This is a genomic window from Pseudoalteromonas sp. S1650 (genome assembly GCF_005887195.1).
GTDB classification, from domain to species: domain Bacteria; phylum Pseudomonadota; class Gammaproteobacteria; order Enterobacterales; family Alteromonadaceae; genus Pseudoalteromonas; species Pseudoalteromonas simplex.
Window position 1 is genome coordinate 1 of record NZ_PNDF01000076.1, and the last position, 18,704, is coordinate 18,704.

Sequence of the window (18,704 nt, forward strand, 5' to 3'; positions counted from 1 at the left end):
TTTGACGACGCCGCACTTACCTTCACCGCACTTGCCTTCTTTTTCAGCTTTTTTATCGCCGCCACATTTACCTTCACCGCATTTACCTTCTGCGGCATCTAGTTGATAGCCTGCTTGCATTTGCTGAAATTCAAATGGGTTTGCACTCGCATCAGTTGCTACAAAACTTGACGCACCTACTACAACCGCACCTAATGTTAATGCAATTGAATTTTTCTTAACTGTGTTCATTCGATGACTCTCTTTTTTATAAAGGGTTATTAAACAAGACCCGAGAACTAAAAATTACTTTCAAAATTTTTATAATTATTTTCTGAAAGTGCCAAGAATGCAAATTACGATTTATAAAACAATCCAGAAAAGCTAGAATACGCGTCCTAATTTTTGATGAGTTAACAGGTATCATGCGACTAGTTTTAGCACCGATGGAAGGCGTTGTGGATTTTAAAATGCGACAACTCTTAACTGATTTAGGTGGATTTGATTTATGCGTAACAGAGTTTGTTCGTGTCGTTGAAGACACACTGCCCGAACGCGTGTTTCATCGCTATTGTCCTGAGCTAAAAACAGGTGGCTATACCCGTGCAGGTACGCCAGTGCGTATTCAGTTGCTAGGTCAAGTTGCTCATGCTTTGGCAGCAAATGCCGTCAAAGCAATACGCTTAGGCTCCCATGGCATTGACTTAAATTTTGGTTGCCCAGCTAAAACAGTGAACAAAAGTAAAGGTGGTGCGGTACTGTTAAAAGACCCTGATCACATGTACGAAATTATTAAAGCCGTACGTGATGCTGTTGATCCTTGCCATGAAGTTAGTGCCAAAATTAGGCTTGGTTTTGATGATGATAGTAATAGCCAAGAAATTGTTGATGCTGTTGTTAGCGCGGGTGCTTCAAGTCTTGCTATTCATGCCAGAACTAAAAGAGATGGTTACAACCCTCCGGCATACTGGGAAAAAATCCCCCCGTTAATCAAAGATAAAAATATTTCGGTCGTTGCTAATGGCGAAATTTGGCAAGTTGAAGATGCCATGCTTTGTCAAAAGCGCAGTCATTGCCAAGATTTAATGCTTGGTCGTGGTGCATTAGCGATGCCTGATTTAGCAAAACAAATAAAATCTCATGCAGAAAACGAGCATTACACTCCGATGTTATGGGAGCATGTGATATACCACATTATTCATTCATCTATGCACCAAGACGAGAGCAAATGTGAAAAGTATTTTGCTTCTCGTACTAAGCAATGGCTCGGCTATTTAAAACGCCAATATCCTCAAGCTAACGCACTTTTTGATGAGATCCGCCGCCTAAAAGCCAAAGACGAAGTTGCAGATGTACTAAGAAAGTACGCGAAAGCGCCGAGTATTGATACAAATCATAATTAGCAAATCGATTTTGTTTGATAATACCAGTATTGCCCACTTGGAAGAAAAGCGATGAACAATACTGAAATTCAAACAAAGTTATCTGCGGAACTTGCGCAGGTTCGACAACGTTTACTGGATATGCTGGCTAATTCTGATCAAGCCTATCATCAGCAACTGCTATCGCAACTCAAGGATCATTCCCCTTCAGACTGGTTAGAGCTGACAGCAAATAATCTCGGTTCTGAGTATCAAATATTGATTGCTCGAATAGAAAAGTTAGAAGCAGCACTATGCCAAATCGATATTGGGCAGTATGGCTATTGCTGTGATTGTGAAGAAAAAATTGATGACGAACGTTTACTTGCAGATCCTGCAAGCCAACGCTGTCGGCGATGCGCTCCATAGAGCGCAGCGCTGTACTAATTTATAAAAATAAAGCTCATCGCAGGATAAAGCACGATATCCTCAATTAACCAATCAGCTTGTTGCTGATTTACCCCTAGACGCTTCATCAAACTAACACGTGCTTGCTGTTCACTCCATGTGTGATAATGAATTCCTAAGTCGGTTTCCATCATAACTTGCCAGAAGTATTGCTCATCTTGTGTGAGTTTACGCTTACTTTTAAGCGGGTCGAGATAATCAAGCTGCCAATCAAGACCTGTGTGCTGATGACTTTCTACAAAATAGTTCATTACTAATGGTTTAGCGTGAGAGTCTGATACAGGTAATACAAAATCTGCATTCTGCGATTGCTTTAACGAAGCCTGGATTTCACTTAACCAAGTTAAAGGCGGCTTAGTCTCACCACTAAAGTAATTAAGTTTACTTTGATACCAATCTTTACCATTTGCCAAACCGACTAAACCAAGTTTTGTACGCGGTTTATATTGAGTTAAATATTGATTAAGTTTGTTTAGTGCTGCTTGTACACTGTCATCGCTATTATCAAGGTGCGATTTGACCATATTATGTAAAAGCGTTAATTCGATTTTATTTAATTTCAGATTGCTTTGCTCAGCTGCAATTAACTGCGTTTCAACTAACTCTAGCCAGTTAGCTAATTCATTTACCGAATAGTCATCTACTAAACGAGCTTGGCTAATAACATCACGTTGTACAGGCCACACAAAGTAACGTTCGGGATAACGCTCAGCAATGATTAAATAGTTCAATTGCGCCTGTTGTGACACATCTAACGTCGTCGTTTTTAGTCCTTGATAAGCCTGATGACGTGCTTGCAAATAACTTTCTGAGAAAGGCCAGCTAGCAGCTTCACTTTGCTGTTCTTGAGTCGATAATAAATTATTAATAGTTTGCAGCGCTTGCTGCCCTTCACTAAATGTTTTGAAACCTGATGTTTGCTCAGAGCAAGCTATCAGCATCACACTTGCGACAACTAATAATACGATCTGTCTTAGCATTTTAAAATTCCATAAAAAAAGCCCCAGAGGGGCTTTTTAATTTAAAACAACATCAATTAGATTTTTACACCGTTACGAGCGGCTTTATCTTTGATGAAGGTCGACCAGCTCTTCGCAAACTTGCGAGTGCGCGGATCGTCCATTGCTTTAGTGATAGCGTTATAAGCTTGCTTATACTTCTCTTGGTAGTAATAAGCTTCAGCTAAATCAGAGTAAATAGTTCCTTTTTTGTCAGAACCTAACTCTATTGCCTTGTTCAAACGAACAACGGCTGCACTATAATTTTGCGATTGTAAAAGTAATGAACCCGCTTTGCGGTAAAGCTCAGCATCATCATCAAATTTAGCCGCTTCTTCATAGTATTTAGCTGCTTTTTCAATATCTTTAGAACGGTGGTAGTTAGATGCCACTGCACTGATATTTTGCTTGTTACGCTTAACTTTTTCTTCGTTGATTGCCTTTTCAAGCACAACTGCTGCTTTGTAAGGGATATCATTTAACGAATAAAAGTTAGAAAGTACTTTGTATTCAACTTCGTTTTCAAAATAGCCATTTTTATAGGCAACTTCCATGGTCGCTAGACCTTTCTTGAAGTCTTCGGTTTGAAGGTAGTATTTACCTAAACCAACCCAGGCTTTTTTGTCTTCAGGCCAAACACGAACAATTTCTTCAGCAACACCTACCATATTTTTGTACTGTTTAAGTTCAAAATAGGCAGCTAGCTTTAATTGGTAAGCAGCCTTTGCAGGTTCTTTTGCCAATTCAATTGCTTTGTTTGCAGCAGGAAGTACGTCTTTGAAAAGTTTTAACTCGTAGTTTGCTTGCGCAATACGTGTATAAACCTTGTCGTCTTCCTCACCTGTGAAGTCCATCCAAGCTGCATAAGCTTCTTTCGCTTTTGCATATTGCTCAGTACCCGCGTACATATCACCTAGAAGTTTTAAGCCTTGCTCTTGGTCAGCAAAATTTAAAACGTCAGGCTGAACTGCAGCTGCGATATGCTTGATAGCCAATTGATACTGCTCTTTTTGAGCGTACATTTGACCTAAGTAACGATCGACTGTTGCCTTATCAAATTCATCCGAAGGATCGATTTCTTTAAGTAACGCAATCGCTTCATCAAGCTTCTCTTCATTGTACAAATCAAACGCTTTAATAACTTTTTTACCAACGCGCTCGCCCATTACTTTAGTTTTTGCTTTTTTACGCGCTTCAATCTTCGCGTAATCTGGCGCTGCTAAAGCAGGTGCAGTGAAAGCTACACCTGATAGAGACATAAGAAGCGCAAGTGCAGTTACTTTAGATAAATTTCTCATTACTCGCCTCCTTAGTTACCTTGGTTAAGTTTAAAGTCTAGTTGTACTTGAAGACCAAATTGCTTCTGTGGTTTGCCGTCAATGATTTTCGGACGGTACTTCCACTTACGTAGCGCACGTTTAGCTTCGCGGTCGAAGATACGTTTAGGATCGGCGTCGATCACTTCAACATCTTCTACACCACCCACTTCATTGATAGTGAATGAAAGTTGTACCCAACCTTCTTTACCATCACGCGCTGCTTGCGTAGGGTATTTTGGTTCAATACGAACGATAGGTGTCGCGTCACCATCACGTCCAAATGCACCTGGACCACTTAGGCCACCAGCTGTGCTACCCACATCGATGCTTGGCATATTAAATGACAAACCACCAGTGTTAGGGTTGCTGTTTTCCGGCTGAGGCGGCTGCGGTTTAGGCGGCTGCTTTGGCGGTGGCGGAGGCGGAGGCGGAACACGCTTCCTCTCCTGCACCTTAGATTCAGGCGGATTCGTCATAATTTCGACTACGATCTGTTCTTTTTGTTCAGTCGCACGGTCAGCTCCACCGGAGATGAGGTACGCCATGAAGTAGAACAAGCCGAAAGTAACTGCCCCACCTGCAATCAGTGAAAACAGAAAACGAATCATTACTGATCTCCAGCTATTGAAATTTTAAGGTTATCACCCGTCGCTTTGATCTGGTCCATAACTTTAACTACTACGCCGTGTTTTGCTTCTTTATCAGCTTGCAAAATTACAACTTCAGTAGGTTGTTCTGCTAATAAACTTTCAAGTTTAGCTGATACACGCTCAACGTCTACTTGTTGTTTATCAATCCAGATCGCACCGTCAGCGCGGATAGCAACAAAAATGTTTGCATTTTTTTGCTTCGTAGCTGCAGCTGCTTTAGGTTTATTGACTTCGATACCAGCCTCTTTAACGAACGATGTAGTTACGATAAAGAAAATAAGCATGATAAATACGATGTCAAGCATTGGCGTCATGTCAACCGCTGCTTCTTCTTCTTCACGAAAACGTTGTTTACGTGCCATATTTAATTCTCTCTCTAGTGATGAGGCATGCTATCTACAAGTTTAGCTTTCGCCATTCTCGCTCTCGCTTCAAGACGTGAGCTAAAGAATACTCCAGATAGTGCCGCAACCATTCCAGCCATTGTTGGGATTGTTGCCATTGAAATACCTGATGCCATTAAACGTGCGTTACCAGTACCTTGAGTAGCCATGGTTTCGAAAACCGCGATCATACCCGTTACAGTACCTAATAAGCCGATTAAAGGACAAACAGCTACTAATGTCTTAATCAACAACATACGCTGATCTAATTTTTCAGACGCTTCAGAAATCCATGCTTCACGGATTCTGTGTGCGTACCAAGACGTAGTGTCTTGGCGGGCATCCCACTGAGCTACAATGTTCTTCGTCATACGAGGAAACTCAGCTAGTAGGAACCAATAGCGCTCAATCATTAAAACCCACATAAGAAAGAGTGCTATCGCGACCACGTATAATACCTGGCCGCCTGTGCCAACAAAATCCCTGATAGATTCCCAGATCTCCATCAGGACTAGCATTAGGCTTTCTCCTTCTCCGCGTGAGCAGCGATGATACCAGCGCTTTGCTCATCAAGGACATGTAGAACCGACTTACTACGACCCGCAACAATTGAGTGAAGTAGGATAAGTGGTAGAGCTGCAATTAGACCTAACGCTGTAGTTACAAGTGCTAGAGAGATATTACCAGCCATGATCTTCGGATCACCTGTACCGAACAATGTGATTGTTTGGAACGTAAGGATCATACCGATTACCGTACCCAGTAGACCTAGTAATGGAGCGATTGCTGCCAAGATCTTGATGATGTTGATACCAGCTTCGATGCGAGGCGTTTCACGTAGGATTGCTTCGTCAAGTTTAAGCTCAAGGTTTTCAACGTCTTGATTCTTGTTGTCAGCGTAAACCTTAAGAATACGACCCAGTGGGTTGTTTGTATTCGGAGTAGAAAGGTTCTTAAGCTGGCTCTTAATCTTAGTGCTAGTAAGCGCAAGATCAATGAAACGAACGATGAAGATAAGTAGACCAACAACTAATAATAGTGTGATGATGTAACCTACTTCAGCACCTTGCTCGTAGTATTCCATTAGTGATTTCTTCTGCGTGTTGATACGTAAGATCGCGCCACGAGTCGGGTCGATGTATACGCCAGCGTAGTTATCTGCAGAAGTACCTTCTAAATCGCTGATACCCGCTAGGATGTAGCTATCAGGTTGCTTACCTAGAGGTTGAATCGCTTTAGTTTCTGGAGAGTAGATTAAATAACCGTCGTCAGTTACTAAGTTGAAGTTACCGATACGCGTTACTTTCTTCACAGAAGATGAACCGTCAAGACCTGCAACTTCAGTTTCGAAAGTTGAAACTTTAGCAGACTCAGTCATTTCAGTTTGAAGAGAAATCCAAAGCTCTTCTAGTTCACGAACAGTTGGAAGTTCTTTCGCAGCAGCTAGTGAGCGAAGTACTTCAGCACGTCCTGGTTTTTCAGCAGAAACAAGTGATGCTTCGATTGAACCGATTGCATCAGCAGCTGCACGACGTACAACACCGAACATCTCACCTAAAGTACCTTGAGCATTTAAAAGAGCTTGCTCTTTTTCTGCTAAAGTATTTTCGTTTTGAGCATATTCTTTAGCTAAACGGTCACCACGTGCTTTTTCAGCAGCTAGGTCGCTTTTAGCTTTGTTAAGTAACGCTTGCTTGTCAGCACGAGCTGAAAGGAACTCTTGTTCACGTTGCTTATTTAATTTGCCTTCAGAGATACGTTCTTGCTTAACTTGCTCAAGAATTTTGTCTAAAGCATCAGTGTTTGCGTGTGCATTAAGCGCGGTACCTGCAGAAACAGATAGTACTGCTGCAACAGCAAAACCTTTAAATAGTTTCTTCATTATTGATTACTCCGCGCCAAAAATTGGTAGTTTAACAAGTTCTAATGTCGCTTGTTTACGCGCCATACGGATAACTTCTTTAACAGGTTTTAGGTATTCTTCACCTAATTCTTTCCACTGTTTAGTGTTGTTATCCCACACCCACGCGTGCTTAAGGTCAAAAGACTGAGCTACGTAAGTGATACGACCTAAACGACCGAAGTCAACGTTGATGCTCTTACCATCGATCTCAAGAGTACCTTGAGAAGCAGTTACAGCTGAGCTGTATGCAGTTTCAACAGTGTAAGCTTCAAGAACTTGGCGGAATTTTTCAGATGTAGTAACTGAAGCTGACGCCATGATGTCACGAAGTCTTTCAACACGTGCTAGACGGTTTTCAAGATTGAACGGAACGTCCGCTTTGATGAATTGCTCAAGCGTATCGATCATGCGATACATCAAAGGCACAACGTTTTGTTTCGTGTTATCGATAGTTGCGATTTGACGGTCAAACGATTCGATTGAAGCGTTTTGGTCAGCGACCAAACGTGCTACGTGATCGTTGTAAACCTTCATTAGCTCAGTTTCGTCAACAACGCTACGGTACTCAGCGATTAGCTCTTGAGTTTGACCATATACATTGTCAATTTTAGTTTGAGACTTAACAGCAGCCTTTTGAATTTGTTGACCTGCATCTTGCACATCTTTCAAAGGATCTGCAATCACATTGCTGCTTGCAAATGCAAAAGCGCCAACCAACGCTGATGCTACAAGACTCTTTCTGATTTTAACAGACATAGTTCCCAACCAATTAAGTAATGTTACTTTTATAATTTAATTACCCTCCGAAGAGGACAACCCTGATATCTTTTAATAGATATCAACCCTCCAATAATGCTAAATGCATCTGAGTCTGTCAACTTGATGTTCGGCTTTCATCGGAAAAATTTGGTGACTCGTCGTTGATATGAAAATAACCAAAACAACGAATTAACAAAAATATAACAGCCACACATCTGTAAGGCTTCTATAGCCCTTTAGTAACAATCATCACATTCATATTCCGTTCAAACTTAAACATAAATGTAACATTTATTGAAATCAAAAAGCGGTAAAGAAAAATGAAAAAAAAATTCAGTTTTTTCATCTAAAAAATCTAATTAGAAGAATTTTTATGCATTTACAGGCAGGGAATGTTTAATAAGCAAGCAAACTGCTTACTAAACATTAAACGGGATTTAATCTTGACTTATAACTGCCGCCATTAGAACACGGCGCGGTCTTTTACTAGCTTAGCTAATGAGATAACTGAATCAACCTCAAGCTTTTCAAATATTTTTGTTTTGTAAGTACTGACGGTCTTGTTACTGATGAAAAGTTTTTCACCAATGTCTTTATTCGATAGCCCTTGCAATAGGTAATTCATTACGGCGAGTTCACGCTCAGTGAGTAACTCGTCAATGTCTTTTTCAGAAGCAATTAAATGCTCTTGCGGAAAAAAGGTGTAACCACGCAAGATCATTTCAACTGCAGAAGAAATATCTTCAAGGCTTTCAGCTTTGTTAACGAAGCCTTGCGCTCCCAACTTTGCTGCAGTGCGTATAATATGCTTATCTTGCTTAGCTGATAAGAATAACACTTTGCCAGTAAACCCTGCACTAACAGCCCGCTTGTATAAGCTAAAACCATCTGAGTCTTCTAACTCAATATCTAATATAGCTAACGCGACATTATTAGCTTTTAAAAATTGTAGTGCTTCTTTTTGACTTCCAACAGCTTGAACTTCGTTAACTAAGGTCGATTTGGATAAAACCATTTTAATTGCTGTTGCCACCATCGGGTGATCGTCTACCAAAAGTATATTATTTCCTATGCTCATCAATTAGCAAACCTTCATTATATCTATCAAACGAGTATTTTATTGCTCATTTAAATTACCGCTGTCTTATATATCACTAAGTTTAGCGGGAAATTCAGATGTTGGTAAAAAAATCTACAATCTCTGAAAATGAGTACTAAATTTTCTCGTTAGATCAAATTCTTCACTTACACAACGATCAATGTCATGTTTAATTAACTAAGTCTAAGAGCATATAGTACTTTAGATACCGAGAGTAGCTTTAAAGGAATAGTTGAGAAAGTTCTAGAAGAATTACCTATTAAAAAAGGCTAACACAATACTTTAGGTTTAAATAGGTTTAGGTACAACTGTATGATATTTGGGGAGTAAATGAATTTTGGTGAAACAGAAACTGTTTCACCAAAATGCTTAGGTTCACATAATAAATTATGCTACTTCTACGTTCTCAGCTTCAGGGCCTTTTTGACCTTGTTTGATGCCGAAAGATACTTGCTGGCCTTCGCTTAGAGTGCGGAAGCCTGTACCTGTGATAGCGCTGAAGTGTACGAATACATCAGGGCCATTTTCTTGTTCAATGAAACCGAAACCTTTAGCTTCGTTGAAGAACTTAACTTTACCAGTAACCGTGTTTGACATACCAAATTTTCCTGTAAGTCAATTATTAAAATTCAGCCATAATGGCTCTATCCTCCCTGAGTGAATGCCCAATAAACTTGGGGTAAAGTACAGGAAGAACCAATAACCAAACCGGTAACCGTACAGCCGCACATTATCCGTAAATTCAATACGCAAAAACTCAAAGCAATTTAAGACTAACACATTAAATAGCTTTTAGCTCTATTAATCGAAAATAATTTTAAGGTCAACCGCTCAAACAAAAATATATGACAGTACTATTTATAAACAATTAATTATAAATGAAAAAAGCCCATCAAATAGATGGGCTTTTTATTCTCGATTTAGACCTTGCTAAAACTTACTTAACTTGCCAGTCCATTTGTGCTTCTGCTTTGATTGGCACCACTTCTGAATCGCCTAGTTTATAGCTGGCTGGTACTGTCCAGCTCTCTTTTACTAGTGTAATGGTATCTTGGTTTCGAGGCATACCGTAAAAGTCAGGACCGAAGTGACTCGCGAAACCTTCAAGCTTGTCTAAAGCACCTGCTTCTTCAAACGCTTCAGCATAAAGCTCAATAGCTGCATGTGCAGTATATGCACCAGCACAACCACAGGCCGCTTCTTTTTTGTCTTTGTAATGTGGTGCAGAATCAGTACCTAAGAAGAACTTTTTGCTACCGCTTGTTGCAGCACCAATTAGCGCTTGCTGGTGAATGTTACGCTTTAGAATAGGTAAGCAGTAATAATGCGGGCGAATACCACCTGCTAGCATATGATTACGGTTATAAAGAAGGTGATGAGCAGTAATGGTTGCAGCAACATTCTCTGGTGCATTATTAACAAACTCTACTGCATCTTTCGTGGTGATGTGCTCAAGCACAATTTTAAGACTCGGGAAGTCATTTACTACATCCGCTAAAATTGTATCTAAGAAGACCTTCTCACGGTCAAAAATATCAATTGATGAATCGGTTACTTCACCATGTACTAACAGTAACATCCCTACTTCTTGCATTGCCTCAAGTACAGGGTAAATATTCTTAACTGATGTCACACCAGAATCTGAGTTGGTCGTCGCGCCAGCTGGGTACAGTTTAGCAGCAACAATTTTACCTGTTGCCTTAGCTTTTTTAATTTCTTCTGGCGTAGTTTTATCTGTTAGGTAAAGCACCATTAATGGTTCGAAGTTACCTTGTGGGCCCGCAGCTTTAATTCGCTCATAGTAAGATAATGCAGTGTCTGTACAAGTTGCCGGTGGAACAAGGTTAGGCATGATGATTGCTCGCCCCATGTAACGGCTTGCATCACGAACGGTATCAACGAGTTGCTCACCATCACGTAAATGAATGTGCCAATCATCTGGGCGTGTAATTGTTAGAGTTTGCATCGAATTTAAATCTGACATTGCTTGTTTCCACGGCTAAAGTTAGGGGGATAGCATAAACATTGAGCAAATAACCTCGCTTATTTACCCAAGTTCATTTTCAGGTGCCTAGTTTACACCAGTATACGTTTTTTTTGAAAATAACTTTGTGGATAGTTTGATAGTAGGTTAACGTAATAAATTAATACAACATTTTGGTTACCTTTTATTCTATGCCTAAGAGTTTAGACACGGCTTTTGCACTTGAAGTCAAAACAGACCAATTACATATTATTAATCAGTTCTCATCATCTCTAATGCAGTTAGATACAGTTGAAGAGTTACTCGAATATGTTACATCAGAGGTAGTGAGCCGCCTGGGCTTTATAGAGTGTGTCATTTACCTAGCAGACGATAAAACACGTACCCTAAAAGAAATGGCGTCTATTGGCACGGCAAGTAGCCATGATACTTACCATATCGACCGAACAGAAATTAGCTTTGATCAAGGTATTACGGGTTATGTCGCAAGCACTGGCAAACCCTTAATGATTGGCGATGTCAGTCAAGACCCGCGTTATATTGCTGATTCTCGCCCTGCGTTATCTGAGCTTTGCGTACCATTAGTTTACAAAGAAAAAGTACTGGGTGTCATTGACTGTGAGCACCCGCAAAAACATTACTACAATGATACGCATTTAGAGATTTTATCAACTGTCGCCCACTTACTCAGTGCCAAGATAAATCAAGTTCGCACCGTAGAAGACTTACAGCAAACTGTGATGCAGTTAAACGATGCACAAAAGCTAGAACGCTCGATGCTGCAAATCGCTAACTTAACCTATCAATCAAGCGAGCTAGATAGCTTCTTTGAATCTTTACACGGCATTATTACCTCTTTACTGAGGGCTGATAACTTCTTTATTGGCCTGTATGACAAGCAACTCGATGTGCTTGATTTAGTTTATATTATCGAAGAAGGCGTGCGTTCTAACGCCCATAAGAAAATATCGAAAGAACAACTAAAAGACACCGCATCTTATTATTTATTAAACATCGACCAATCTTTACTTTTTACGAAAGAAGAATTTCAACAACACATTGATGCGGGTCATTTTAAAATGGTTGGTCGTCAGGCCGAGTCTTGGCTAGGGGTGCCATTTAAAGTAAATGAGCGTATTAGTGGTGTTATCGCCGTACAAAGTTACAGTAAAAGCTATCACTATGACGAACATGACCGTGCCTTACTCACGTATGTGAGCCGCCAAATTAGCATGGCGATAGACCGCCAATTATCAAGACAAGAGCTTGAGCACCGAGCTCTTCACGACGAATTAACCGGCCTTGCTAACCGCTCGTTATTAATAGAGCGTATTAAACATGCGATCCTTCGTCTGGCAAGAGCAGATAAGCGCCACCAACATGCCCTGCTCTATCTAGACTTTGACCGTTTTAAAAGTATCAATGATTCATTAGGTCATGAGGTTGGTGACCACTTTTTGGTCAAAATCTGTGAGTTAATCTTAGGTACCATCCGCAATACCGATACCTTTGCCCGCTTAGGGGGCGATGAGTTTGCCATTTTTATGGAGAACATCACCGATAAACAACAAATTAAAGATGCCCTTGAACGAATTCAACAGGTTCTCGCTGAGCCTCTTGATATTGATGGCCACTTACTTCAGGCATCCACAAGTATTGGTGTTGCGTTTTGTGAAAGTAGTCGCGATCAAGCTTATAAGCTATTACAGCATGCTGATGCTGCAATGTACGAGGCGAAGTCATCAGGCCGCGGTAAAGTTAAGTTTTTTAACAATACCATGCGTAAAAAGCTCAAAAATCATGCGGATATAGAAAATGATTTACAGCATGGTATTGAACATGACGACTTTGAACTTTACTACCAGCCAATTTTTACCATTCAAGATGCACAGGTTGTCGGCTTTGAGGCGCTTGTGCGTTGGCACCACCCAAGTAAAGGCTTTGTCTCGCCAAATGATTTTATACCCGTTGCAGAAGACACAGGCCAAATTATTAACTTAGATTTACACTTGCTTGAACTCGCGGCAAAGCAAATCGCACTGTGGGCAAGTAAAGGTAAAGCGTTTGGCCGAATTACCGTGAATGTGTCATCACGTCATTTTGCAAGTCTCGACTTCGTCGCGCAAATCCATGCTTTGTACTCTAAATACAAACTCCCTTTAGGCTCGCTGTGCTTAGAAATCACTGAATCTGGGCTAATTGGTAATTTAGAGCTAGCAACAAAAATTATTAAAGGCCTTGAGCCTCTTGAAGTTAAACTGTGCTTAGATGATTTTGGTACTGGCTACTCAGCGCTTGGTTATTTACACCAATTACCTATCCATATTTTAAAAATCGATAAAAGCTTTATCGATCATTTAAATAAAGCACACAACCCCTTGGTGGATGCCATATTATCGTTAGCACAGTCGTTAAAACTCGATGTTGTTGCGGAAGGGATTGAAACAGAAAAACAATTGGCAATCTTAAAACAAACGCAATGTAAGTTTGGTCAAGGCTTCTTAAAAGCGAAACCAATGCCAGCCAGCGAAGCAGAAAAAGTCATCACTCACGGATTGGTATAAGCTAGTATAAAAAAGCCTTGCAAATGCAAGGCTTTATTTATTTCAACTTGGCAAGAAGTTACAGCTCTCCGGGGGCGAAATTATCAACGGCTATCGCTTGTTTACGTAGCTCATTGGCTTGATTCATACGCTCTGCAACGGTTTCGTTTATCAAGTTTTTCTCTGCCGCTGCGGCAATTGCACCCTCAAGTTCAAGGTTTTTGGCAATAGTGCCTTCTTTTTGCCATTTACGAAGCTGCTTAAAGTCTTCATGGGTGTCAATCATGGCTAAAAAGGCATTTTCCATGACACCCGTGCCTGCATTTTCATCAACATAACAAAGATGGGTTAATCTGTCTCTAAAGACCCCTGGTTTGCTCATGTGCTCACACATTGTTTGTGCTAACTCATCGCTTGGACGGTGGTAATGATTACCCAGAGGGAACACAATACGTTTTAGTAAAAAATTAACCACTGGGTTAGAGAAGTTTTTAAAGAAGCCATCGAATGCTTGACCAATGCAGAATAACGAATGCTCAACGGCATATTGCACAAATGGTAGGTCAGCTTGCTGGCGTCCTTCATCTTCGTAGCGTTTCAATACACATGAAGCAAGATATAAGTGGCTAAGCACATCACCTAGACGCGCCGAAATCATCTCTTTGCGCTTTAACTCACCACCTAATACTAGCATCGCAACATCAGTACAAAATGCTAAACCACGACTCATGCGGCTCAACTGTTTGTAGTAAACAGTGGTTGCGCCACACACAGGAGCTTTAGCGAAGTAACTGCGCGTTAAACCGTGCACAAATGCCATACCAGCATTACTGCCAGCAAATAAAATATGTTGCAGCAGTAATGAGTCAAATTCTTTTAAAGCAACATCTTGGTCTTCCATTGCTGCTGCTTCCATTTCTTTTAAAACAAATGGATGACAACGAGTGGCACCTTGACCAAATATCATCAAGTTACGAGTCAGAATATTTGCACCTTCAACGGTAATCGATACCGGGATCCCCATATAGCCATGGGCTAAATAGTTATTCGGCCCGACTTGAATACCTTTACCTGAATGAATGTCCATCGCGTCGTTCATAACTGTACGGCCCATTTCAGTCATATGGTACTTAGCTATAGCGGTAACCACAGATGGACTTAGTTTTAAATCAATCGCCCCTGCGGTCATTAGCCTCGCTGATTCTAAGGTGTAAGTTAAACCACCAATGCGAGCGAGTGCTTCTTGAACACCTTCAAATTGGCCAATCGACACACCAAATTGTTGGCGAACGGTTGCATAGGCTGATGTCATTCTTGAAGCCAAGTGACCTGTTGCCGTACTAAGTGCCGGTAACGAAATACCGCGGCCCGCACTTAAACATTCAACTAACATGCGCCAACCTCTACCTGCGCCCTTTTCGCCACCGATGATCCAATCAAGCGGAATAAACACATCTTTACCGTACGTTGTGCCATTCATAAATGCCATGTTTAACGGGTAATGACGCTCACCTGTTTGCACACCTTCGTGATCTGTCGGAATAAGTGCACACGTGATACCAAGCTCTTTTTTATCACCCAATAAACCTTCAGGATCGTACATTTTAAATGCAAGACCCAGTACTGTGGCGATTGGCGCAAGGGTGATATAACGTTTTGACCAGTTAAGTTTTAAGCCAATCACTTCTTCACCGTTATGCATGCCCTTACAAACCACCCCAGTATCAGGAATACTGCCTGCATCAGACCCAGCCTCAGGGCCCGTTAATGCAAAACAAGGCACATCATCGCCCTTAGCTAGGCTTGGCAACCAACGCTCTTGTTGCTCTTTGGTACCGTAATGAAGAAGCAATTCGCCAGGACCTAAGCTATTGGGGACCATAACGGTGACCGCAGCGGTTAAGCTCTTAGTGGCAATTTTCGATACAATGGTTGAATTAGCAATGGCTGAAAACTCTCGGCCACCAAATTCTTCAGGAATGATTAGTGCAAAAAATCCTTCTTTTTTTAGGTAGTCCCACACTTCTTTTGGTAGGTCTTTATCTTTTTGCACGATTTGATAATCATCAAGCATGGCTAGCAAAGTTTCGACTTGCTCACCCATAAATGCGCGCTCTTTTTCGCTGAGTTCAGGTTTAGGAAAACGATGCAGCTTTTGCCAATCAGGGTTACCACTGAATAACTCACCGTCCCACCAAACATCACCCGCTTCCATAGCTTCACGTTCTGTTTGCGATAACGGCGGCAAAACTTTTTTAAATAGTCTAAACGTAGGTCGTGTGACAAGATTGATGCGAATGTCTTTCACAGCAAAAATTACAATCACAGCAACTAGTAACAGAATGATTACGGTCGTCATTGTGCAATCCTTTTATTTTATTTAACTGGTTCAAGTATGACTGATCGTGCCATAAATACAACGTAAGCAGCGCTTACTTAGCTTGTTTTCAACTAGGCAGTTTGTTGTTTACTAAGACACTGCTATTATGCATGAGCAATAAATAACAATAAACTTCTAGGGAACGTTATGAAAAAGACTCCATTTAAGCTCAGCATCAGCGCGCTTATGGTCGCCAGTGCACTTGCACTTACAGGCTGTAATGATGACGCTGCGAGCACTAAAACAACGACTGCTGAAGTCAAAACAAGCCAAGTAACCGCACAAGATGCCGCTAAATTTATCGCCGATACTGAAAAAGAATTAAGCGCGCTTTATTTAGAAGCAAGCCGTGCTGAGTGGATTTATGCCAACTTCATCACCCATGATACTGCTGAACTATCTGCCGAAGTAAATCGCAAAATGACAGAAGCTGTGGTTCGTCTTGCTAATGAAGCCGCAAAGTTCGATAGTTTAGAGCTTGATTACGATGCACGTCGTAAACTCGATAAACTTAAACTCGCACTTACCTTACCTGCACCACAAGATGCTGAAAAAACAGCTAAGCTCTCACAATTAGTGGCTGAGCTAGGGGGTATTTATGGTAAAGGTAAATACTGTAAAGAAGATGGTAGCTGTTTAAGCCTTGGCGAGATGACTGCTAAAATGGCAACGAGCCGTGATTACAATGAATTGCTTGATTTATGGCAAGGCTGGCGACAAGTTTCAAAATCTATGCGCCCGCTTTATGAGCAACAAGTTGCACTCACCAATGAAGGTGCAAAAGAGCTAGGTTATGCAGATACAGGTGCTATGTGGCGTAGTAAATACGACATGCCAGCCGATGATTTTGCAAAAGAACTCGACCGCATTTGGGGCCAAGTTAAACCGCTATATGATTCATTACATTGTCATGTTCGTGCCAAGCTAGGTGAAAAATATGGCGAAGATAAAGTCCCGCAAGATCAACCTATCCCAGCTCACCTTCTAGGTAATATGTGGGCCCAAACATGGGGTAACATTTACGACGTTGTTGCACCAGAAAATGCCGATCCTGGTTATGATGTAACAGAACTATTAGCTGAACACGATTACGACGAACTTAAAATGGTACGTGGTGCTGAGAAGTTCTTCACCTCAATGGGCTTTGCACCACTGCCTGATACCTTCTATGAGCGCTCGCTATTCACTAAACCGCAAGACCGTGACGTACAATGTCATGCATCTGCATGGAATATTGATAGCAAAGACGACCTACGTATTAAGATGTGTATTCAACGCACAGGTGAAGAATTCTCTGTTATTCACCATGAACTAGGGCATAACTTCTACCAACGCGCCTACAACACACAGCCTATTTATTATCAAGAAAGTGCGAACGATGGTTTCCACGAAGCGATTGGTGACACCATTGCACTTTCTGTAACGCCAGGTTATTTAAAAGAAATTGGTTTATTAGACGACGTGCCTGATGAATCTAAAGATATCGGCCTGTTAATGAAAATGGCATTAGACAAAGTAGCATTTATCCCATTTGGTTTATTAGTAGACCAATGGCGCTGGAAAGTTTTCTCAGGTGAAGTAACGCCAGAGAACTACAACAAAGCGTGGTGGGAATTACGTGAAAAATACCAAGGTGTACAAGCGCCTATCGCACGTAGCGAAGCAGACTTCGATCCAGGTGCTAAGTATCACGTACCAGGCAACACGCCTTACACACGTTATTTCTTAGCGCACATTTTACAATTCGACTTCCACAGAAGTTTATGTGAAATTGCCGGTAACGAAGAAGCGATTCACCGTTGTTCTGTATACAACTCTGCTGAGGCTGGTGAAAAACTAAATGCTATGTTAGAAATGGGCTCAAGCCGCCCATGGCAAGAAGCACTTGCGACAATCACTGGTAAAGAAGAAATGGATGCAACAGCAATCTTAGATTACTTTGCACCGTTACAAAAATACCTTGATGAGCAAAATGAAGGCCGCCAGTGCGGTTGGTAATGATAAAAACGAAAAAGCCCGCATAATGCGGGCTTTTTTATATCATCAAATTAATGATTAAAACTGTAAGCTTAGGTTTGCAAAGTATGCATCGTAGTCTGAGTCATCCCAGTTGTTTGCATAACCAGCTTTTAAGCCAACGTTTTTATTAAAGAAGTGCTGAGCACCAAAGCTGTAGTCATCTTCTTTATTAAACGTTACAAATACTGATGTTGCTTTAGAGAAGTAGTAGTTAGAACCTAGTTCCCAAGAGCTACCACTATCATCAGTATCAGCAATTGTACCTTCAATCGTTAGGTAATTACCTTGTTGAAGATCCATAAAGTATTTAGCGCTAACCGCACGATAATCAAACTCGTCGTCTGCAGTGAACGTGAAACCTAAGTAATCAGTGCTGTTAATTTGATGATTGTACTTAAGGTCGAACATTACATAGTTATCACCATCTTCAACGTCAGTGAAAGTCGCTTTTAGAAGAAGGTTAGGGTTAAAGAAGTAACCCGCAGACACATTGAATAAATCAGTGTCTGAACCGTAATCGTAATTGCTGTAACCCGCACCGATTACAAAATCTTGTACGAAGTACTCACCGCCGATGTTAGTCACATCACCAAAGTCATCATCTGCGTACGAACCAAACACGTTAGTTGTTCTGTTGATGTATTCAAACTGGTCGTATGGACCCATCGTTTTCTTTGGTGCGAAGTAATAAGTTGAATCAACACTTACAGTGTCGTTGCCATCGGTGTCCTTGTATCCTAAATGGCTAATTGATTGGTAACTATCCGCAGCAGTCGCGGCAGTTGACAGAAGCATACTCGAAATAATAACTGCTAACTTTTTCATAAACAGATTTCCCTATTAACATTGTTTCATTGCT

17 protein-coding genes are annotated in these 18,704 nt (G+C 41.0%); 4 read left to right on the top strand and 13 right to left on the bottom strand.

The window, feature by feature from the left end:
- Positions 1 to 231 (bottom strand): HvfA family oxazolone/thioamide-modified RiPP metallophore (locus CWB80_RS18640; protein ID WP_502705015.1); only part of this gene is annotated, 231 nt, incomplete at its 3' end.
- Between the two features lie 173 nt (positions 232 to 404).
- Between CWB80_RS18640 and CWB80_RS18645 the strand changes: the two genes are divergently transcribed.
- Positions 405 to 1,382, top strand: a complete 978-nt coding sequence (locus tag CWB80_RS18645; RefSeq protein WP_138601652.1) for a tRNA-dihydrouridine synthase — start codon at positions 405 to 407, stop codon at positions 1,380 to 1,382.
- Between the two features lie 51 nt (positions 1,383 to 1,433).
- Positions 1,434 to 1,769: a TraR/DksA family transcriptional regulator gene (locus tag CWB80_RS18650; RefSeq protein ID WP_138601654.1), complete on the top strand. Its 336-nt coding sequence runs from the start codon at positions 1,434 to 1,436 to the stop codon at positions 1,767 to 1,769.
- 14 nt (positions 1,770 to 1,783) lie between these two features.
- Here CWB80_RS18650 and CWB80_RS18655 read toward each other — a convergent pair whose 3' ends face one another.
- The 10 genes from CWB80_RS18655 to pyrC all read right to left on the bottom strand — a co-directional run bounded on the left by CWB80_RS18655 (position 1,784) and on the right by pyrC (position 10,903).
- Positions 1,784 to 2,788 carry a hypothetical protein gene (locus tag CWB80_RS18655; RefSeq protein WP_138601656.1) on the bottom strand — a complete coding sequence of 335 codons (1,005 nt, stop codon included), beginning with the start codon at positions 2,786 to 2,788 and terminating at the stop codon, positions 1,784 to 1,786.
- A 56-nt stretch (positions 2,789 to 2,844) separates the two neighbouring features.
- Positions 2,845 to 4,104 carry a tetratricopeptide repeat protein gene (locus CWB80_RS18660; protein ID WP_054551555.1) on the bottom strand — a complete coding sequence of 420 codons (1,260 nt, stop codon included), beginning with the start codon at positions 4,102 to 4,104 and terminating at the stop codon, positions 2,845 to 2,847.
- A gap of 11 nt (positions 4,105 to 4,115) precedes the next feature.
- Positions 4,116 to 4,733, bottom strand: coding sequence for an energy transducer TonB (locus tag CWB80_RS18665; protein WP_054551556.1), 618 nt, complete (start codon positions 4,731 to 4,733; stop codon positions 4,116 to 4,118).
- Complete coding sequence (locus tag CWB80_RS18670) at positions 4,733 to 5,137, bottom strand: ExbD/TolR family protein (protein WP_054551557.1); 405 nt, start codon at positions 5,135 to 5,137, stop codon at positions 4,733 to 4,735. Before CWB80_RS18670 ends, CWB80_RS18665 begins: the two co-directional genes overlap by 1 nt.
- Before the next feature lie 14 nt (positions 5,138 to 5,151).
- Positions 5,152 to 5,676, bottom strand: a complete 525-nt coding sequence (locus tag CWB80_RS18675) for a MotA/TolQ/ExbB proton channel family protein (protein WP_054551558.1) — start codon at positions 5,674 to 5,676, stop codon at positions 5,152 to 5,154.
- Positions 5,676 to 7,040 carry a MotA/TolQ/ExbB proton channel family protein gene (locus CWB80_RS18680; RefSeq protein ID WP_054551559.1) on the bottom strand — a complete coding sequence of 455 codons (1,365 nt, stop codon included), beginning with the start codon at positions 7,038 to 7,040 and terminating at the stop codon, positions 5,676 to 5,678. Before CWB80_RS18680 ends, CWB80_RS18675 begins: the two co-directional genes overlap by 1 nt.
- Positions 7,041 to 7,046: 6 nt before the next feature.
- The gene (locus tag CWB80_RS18685) at positions 7,047 to 7,817 is read right to left on the bottom strand and encodes a DUF3450 domain-containing protein (protein WP_054551560.1); all 771 of its coding nucleotides are present in this window, start codon (positions 7,815 to 7,817) and stop codon (positions 7,047 to 7,049) included.
- A gap of 466 nt (positions 7,818 to 8,283) precedes the next feature.
- Positions 8,284 to 8,898, bottom strand: a complete 615-nt coding sequence (locus CWB80_RS18690) for a response regulator transcription factor (protein ID WP_082389172.1) — start codon at positions 8,896 to 8,898, stop codon at positions 8,284 to 8,286.
- A gap of 408 nt (positions 8,899 to 9,306) precedes the next feature.
- Complete coding sequence (locus CWB80_RS18695) at positions 9,307 to 9,516, bottom strand: cold-shock protein (protein WP_036967526.1); 210 nt, start codon at positions 9,514 to 9,516, stop codon at positions 9,307 to 9,309.
- Between the two features lie 340 nt (positions 9,517 to 9,856).
- Positions 9,857 to 10,903, bottom strand: coding sequence for a dihydroorotase (gene pyrC, locus CWB80_RS18700; protein ID WP_054551562.1), 1,047 nt, complete (start codon positions 10,901 to 10,903; stop codon positions 9,857 to 9,859).
- 191 nt (positions 10,904 to 11,094) lie between these two features.
- Here pyrC and CWB80_RS18705 point away from each other — a divergent pair, with 191 nt between their 5' ends.
- Positions 11,095 to 13,467: an EAL domain-containing protein gene (locus tag CWB80_RS18705; RefSeq protein WP_138601658.1), complete on the top strand. Its 2,373-nt coding sequence runs from the start codon at positions 11,095 to 11,097 to the stop codon at positions 13,465 to 13,467.
- 58 nt (positions 13,468 to 13,525) lie between these two features.
- Here CWB80_RS18705 and CWB80_RS18710 read toward each other — a convergent pair whose 3' ends face one another.
- On the bottom strand, positions 13,526 to 15,805 hold the full coding sequence (locus tag CWB80_RS18710) for an acyl-CoA dehydrogenase (protein WP_138601660.1): 2,280 nt from the start codon (positions 15,803 to 15,805) through the stop codon (positions 13,526 to 13,528).
- Between the two features lie 168 nt (positions 15,806 to 15,973).
- On the opposite strand from CWB80_RS18710, the gene CWB80_RS18715 reads away from it, so the two are divergent.
- Complete coding sequence (locus CWB80_RS18715) at positions 15,974 to 17,824, top strand: M2 family metallopeptidase (RefSeq protein ID WP_138601662.1); 1,851 nt, start codon at positions 15,974 to 15,976, stop codon at positions 17,822 to 17,824.
- A gap of 57 nt (positions 17,825 to 17,881) precedes the next feature.
- Here the strand turns inward: CWB80_RS18715 and CWB80_RS18720 are convergent, their stop codons facing one another.
- Positions 17,882 to 18,670 (bottom strand): putative porin, encoded by a 789-nt coding sequence (locus CWB80_RS18720; protein WP_054551566.1) that lies wholly within the window; start codon positions 18,668 to 18,670, stop codon positions 17,882 to 17,884.
- Positions 18,671 to 18,704 lie beyond the last annotated feature (34 nt).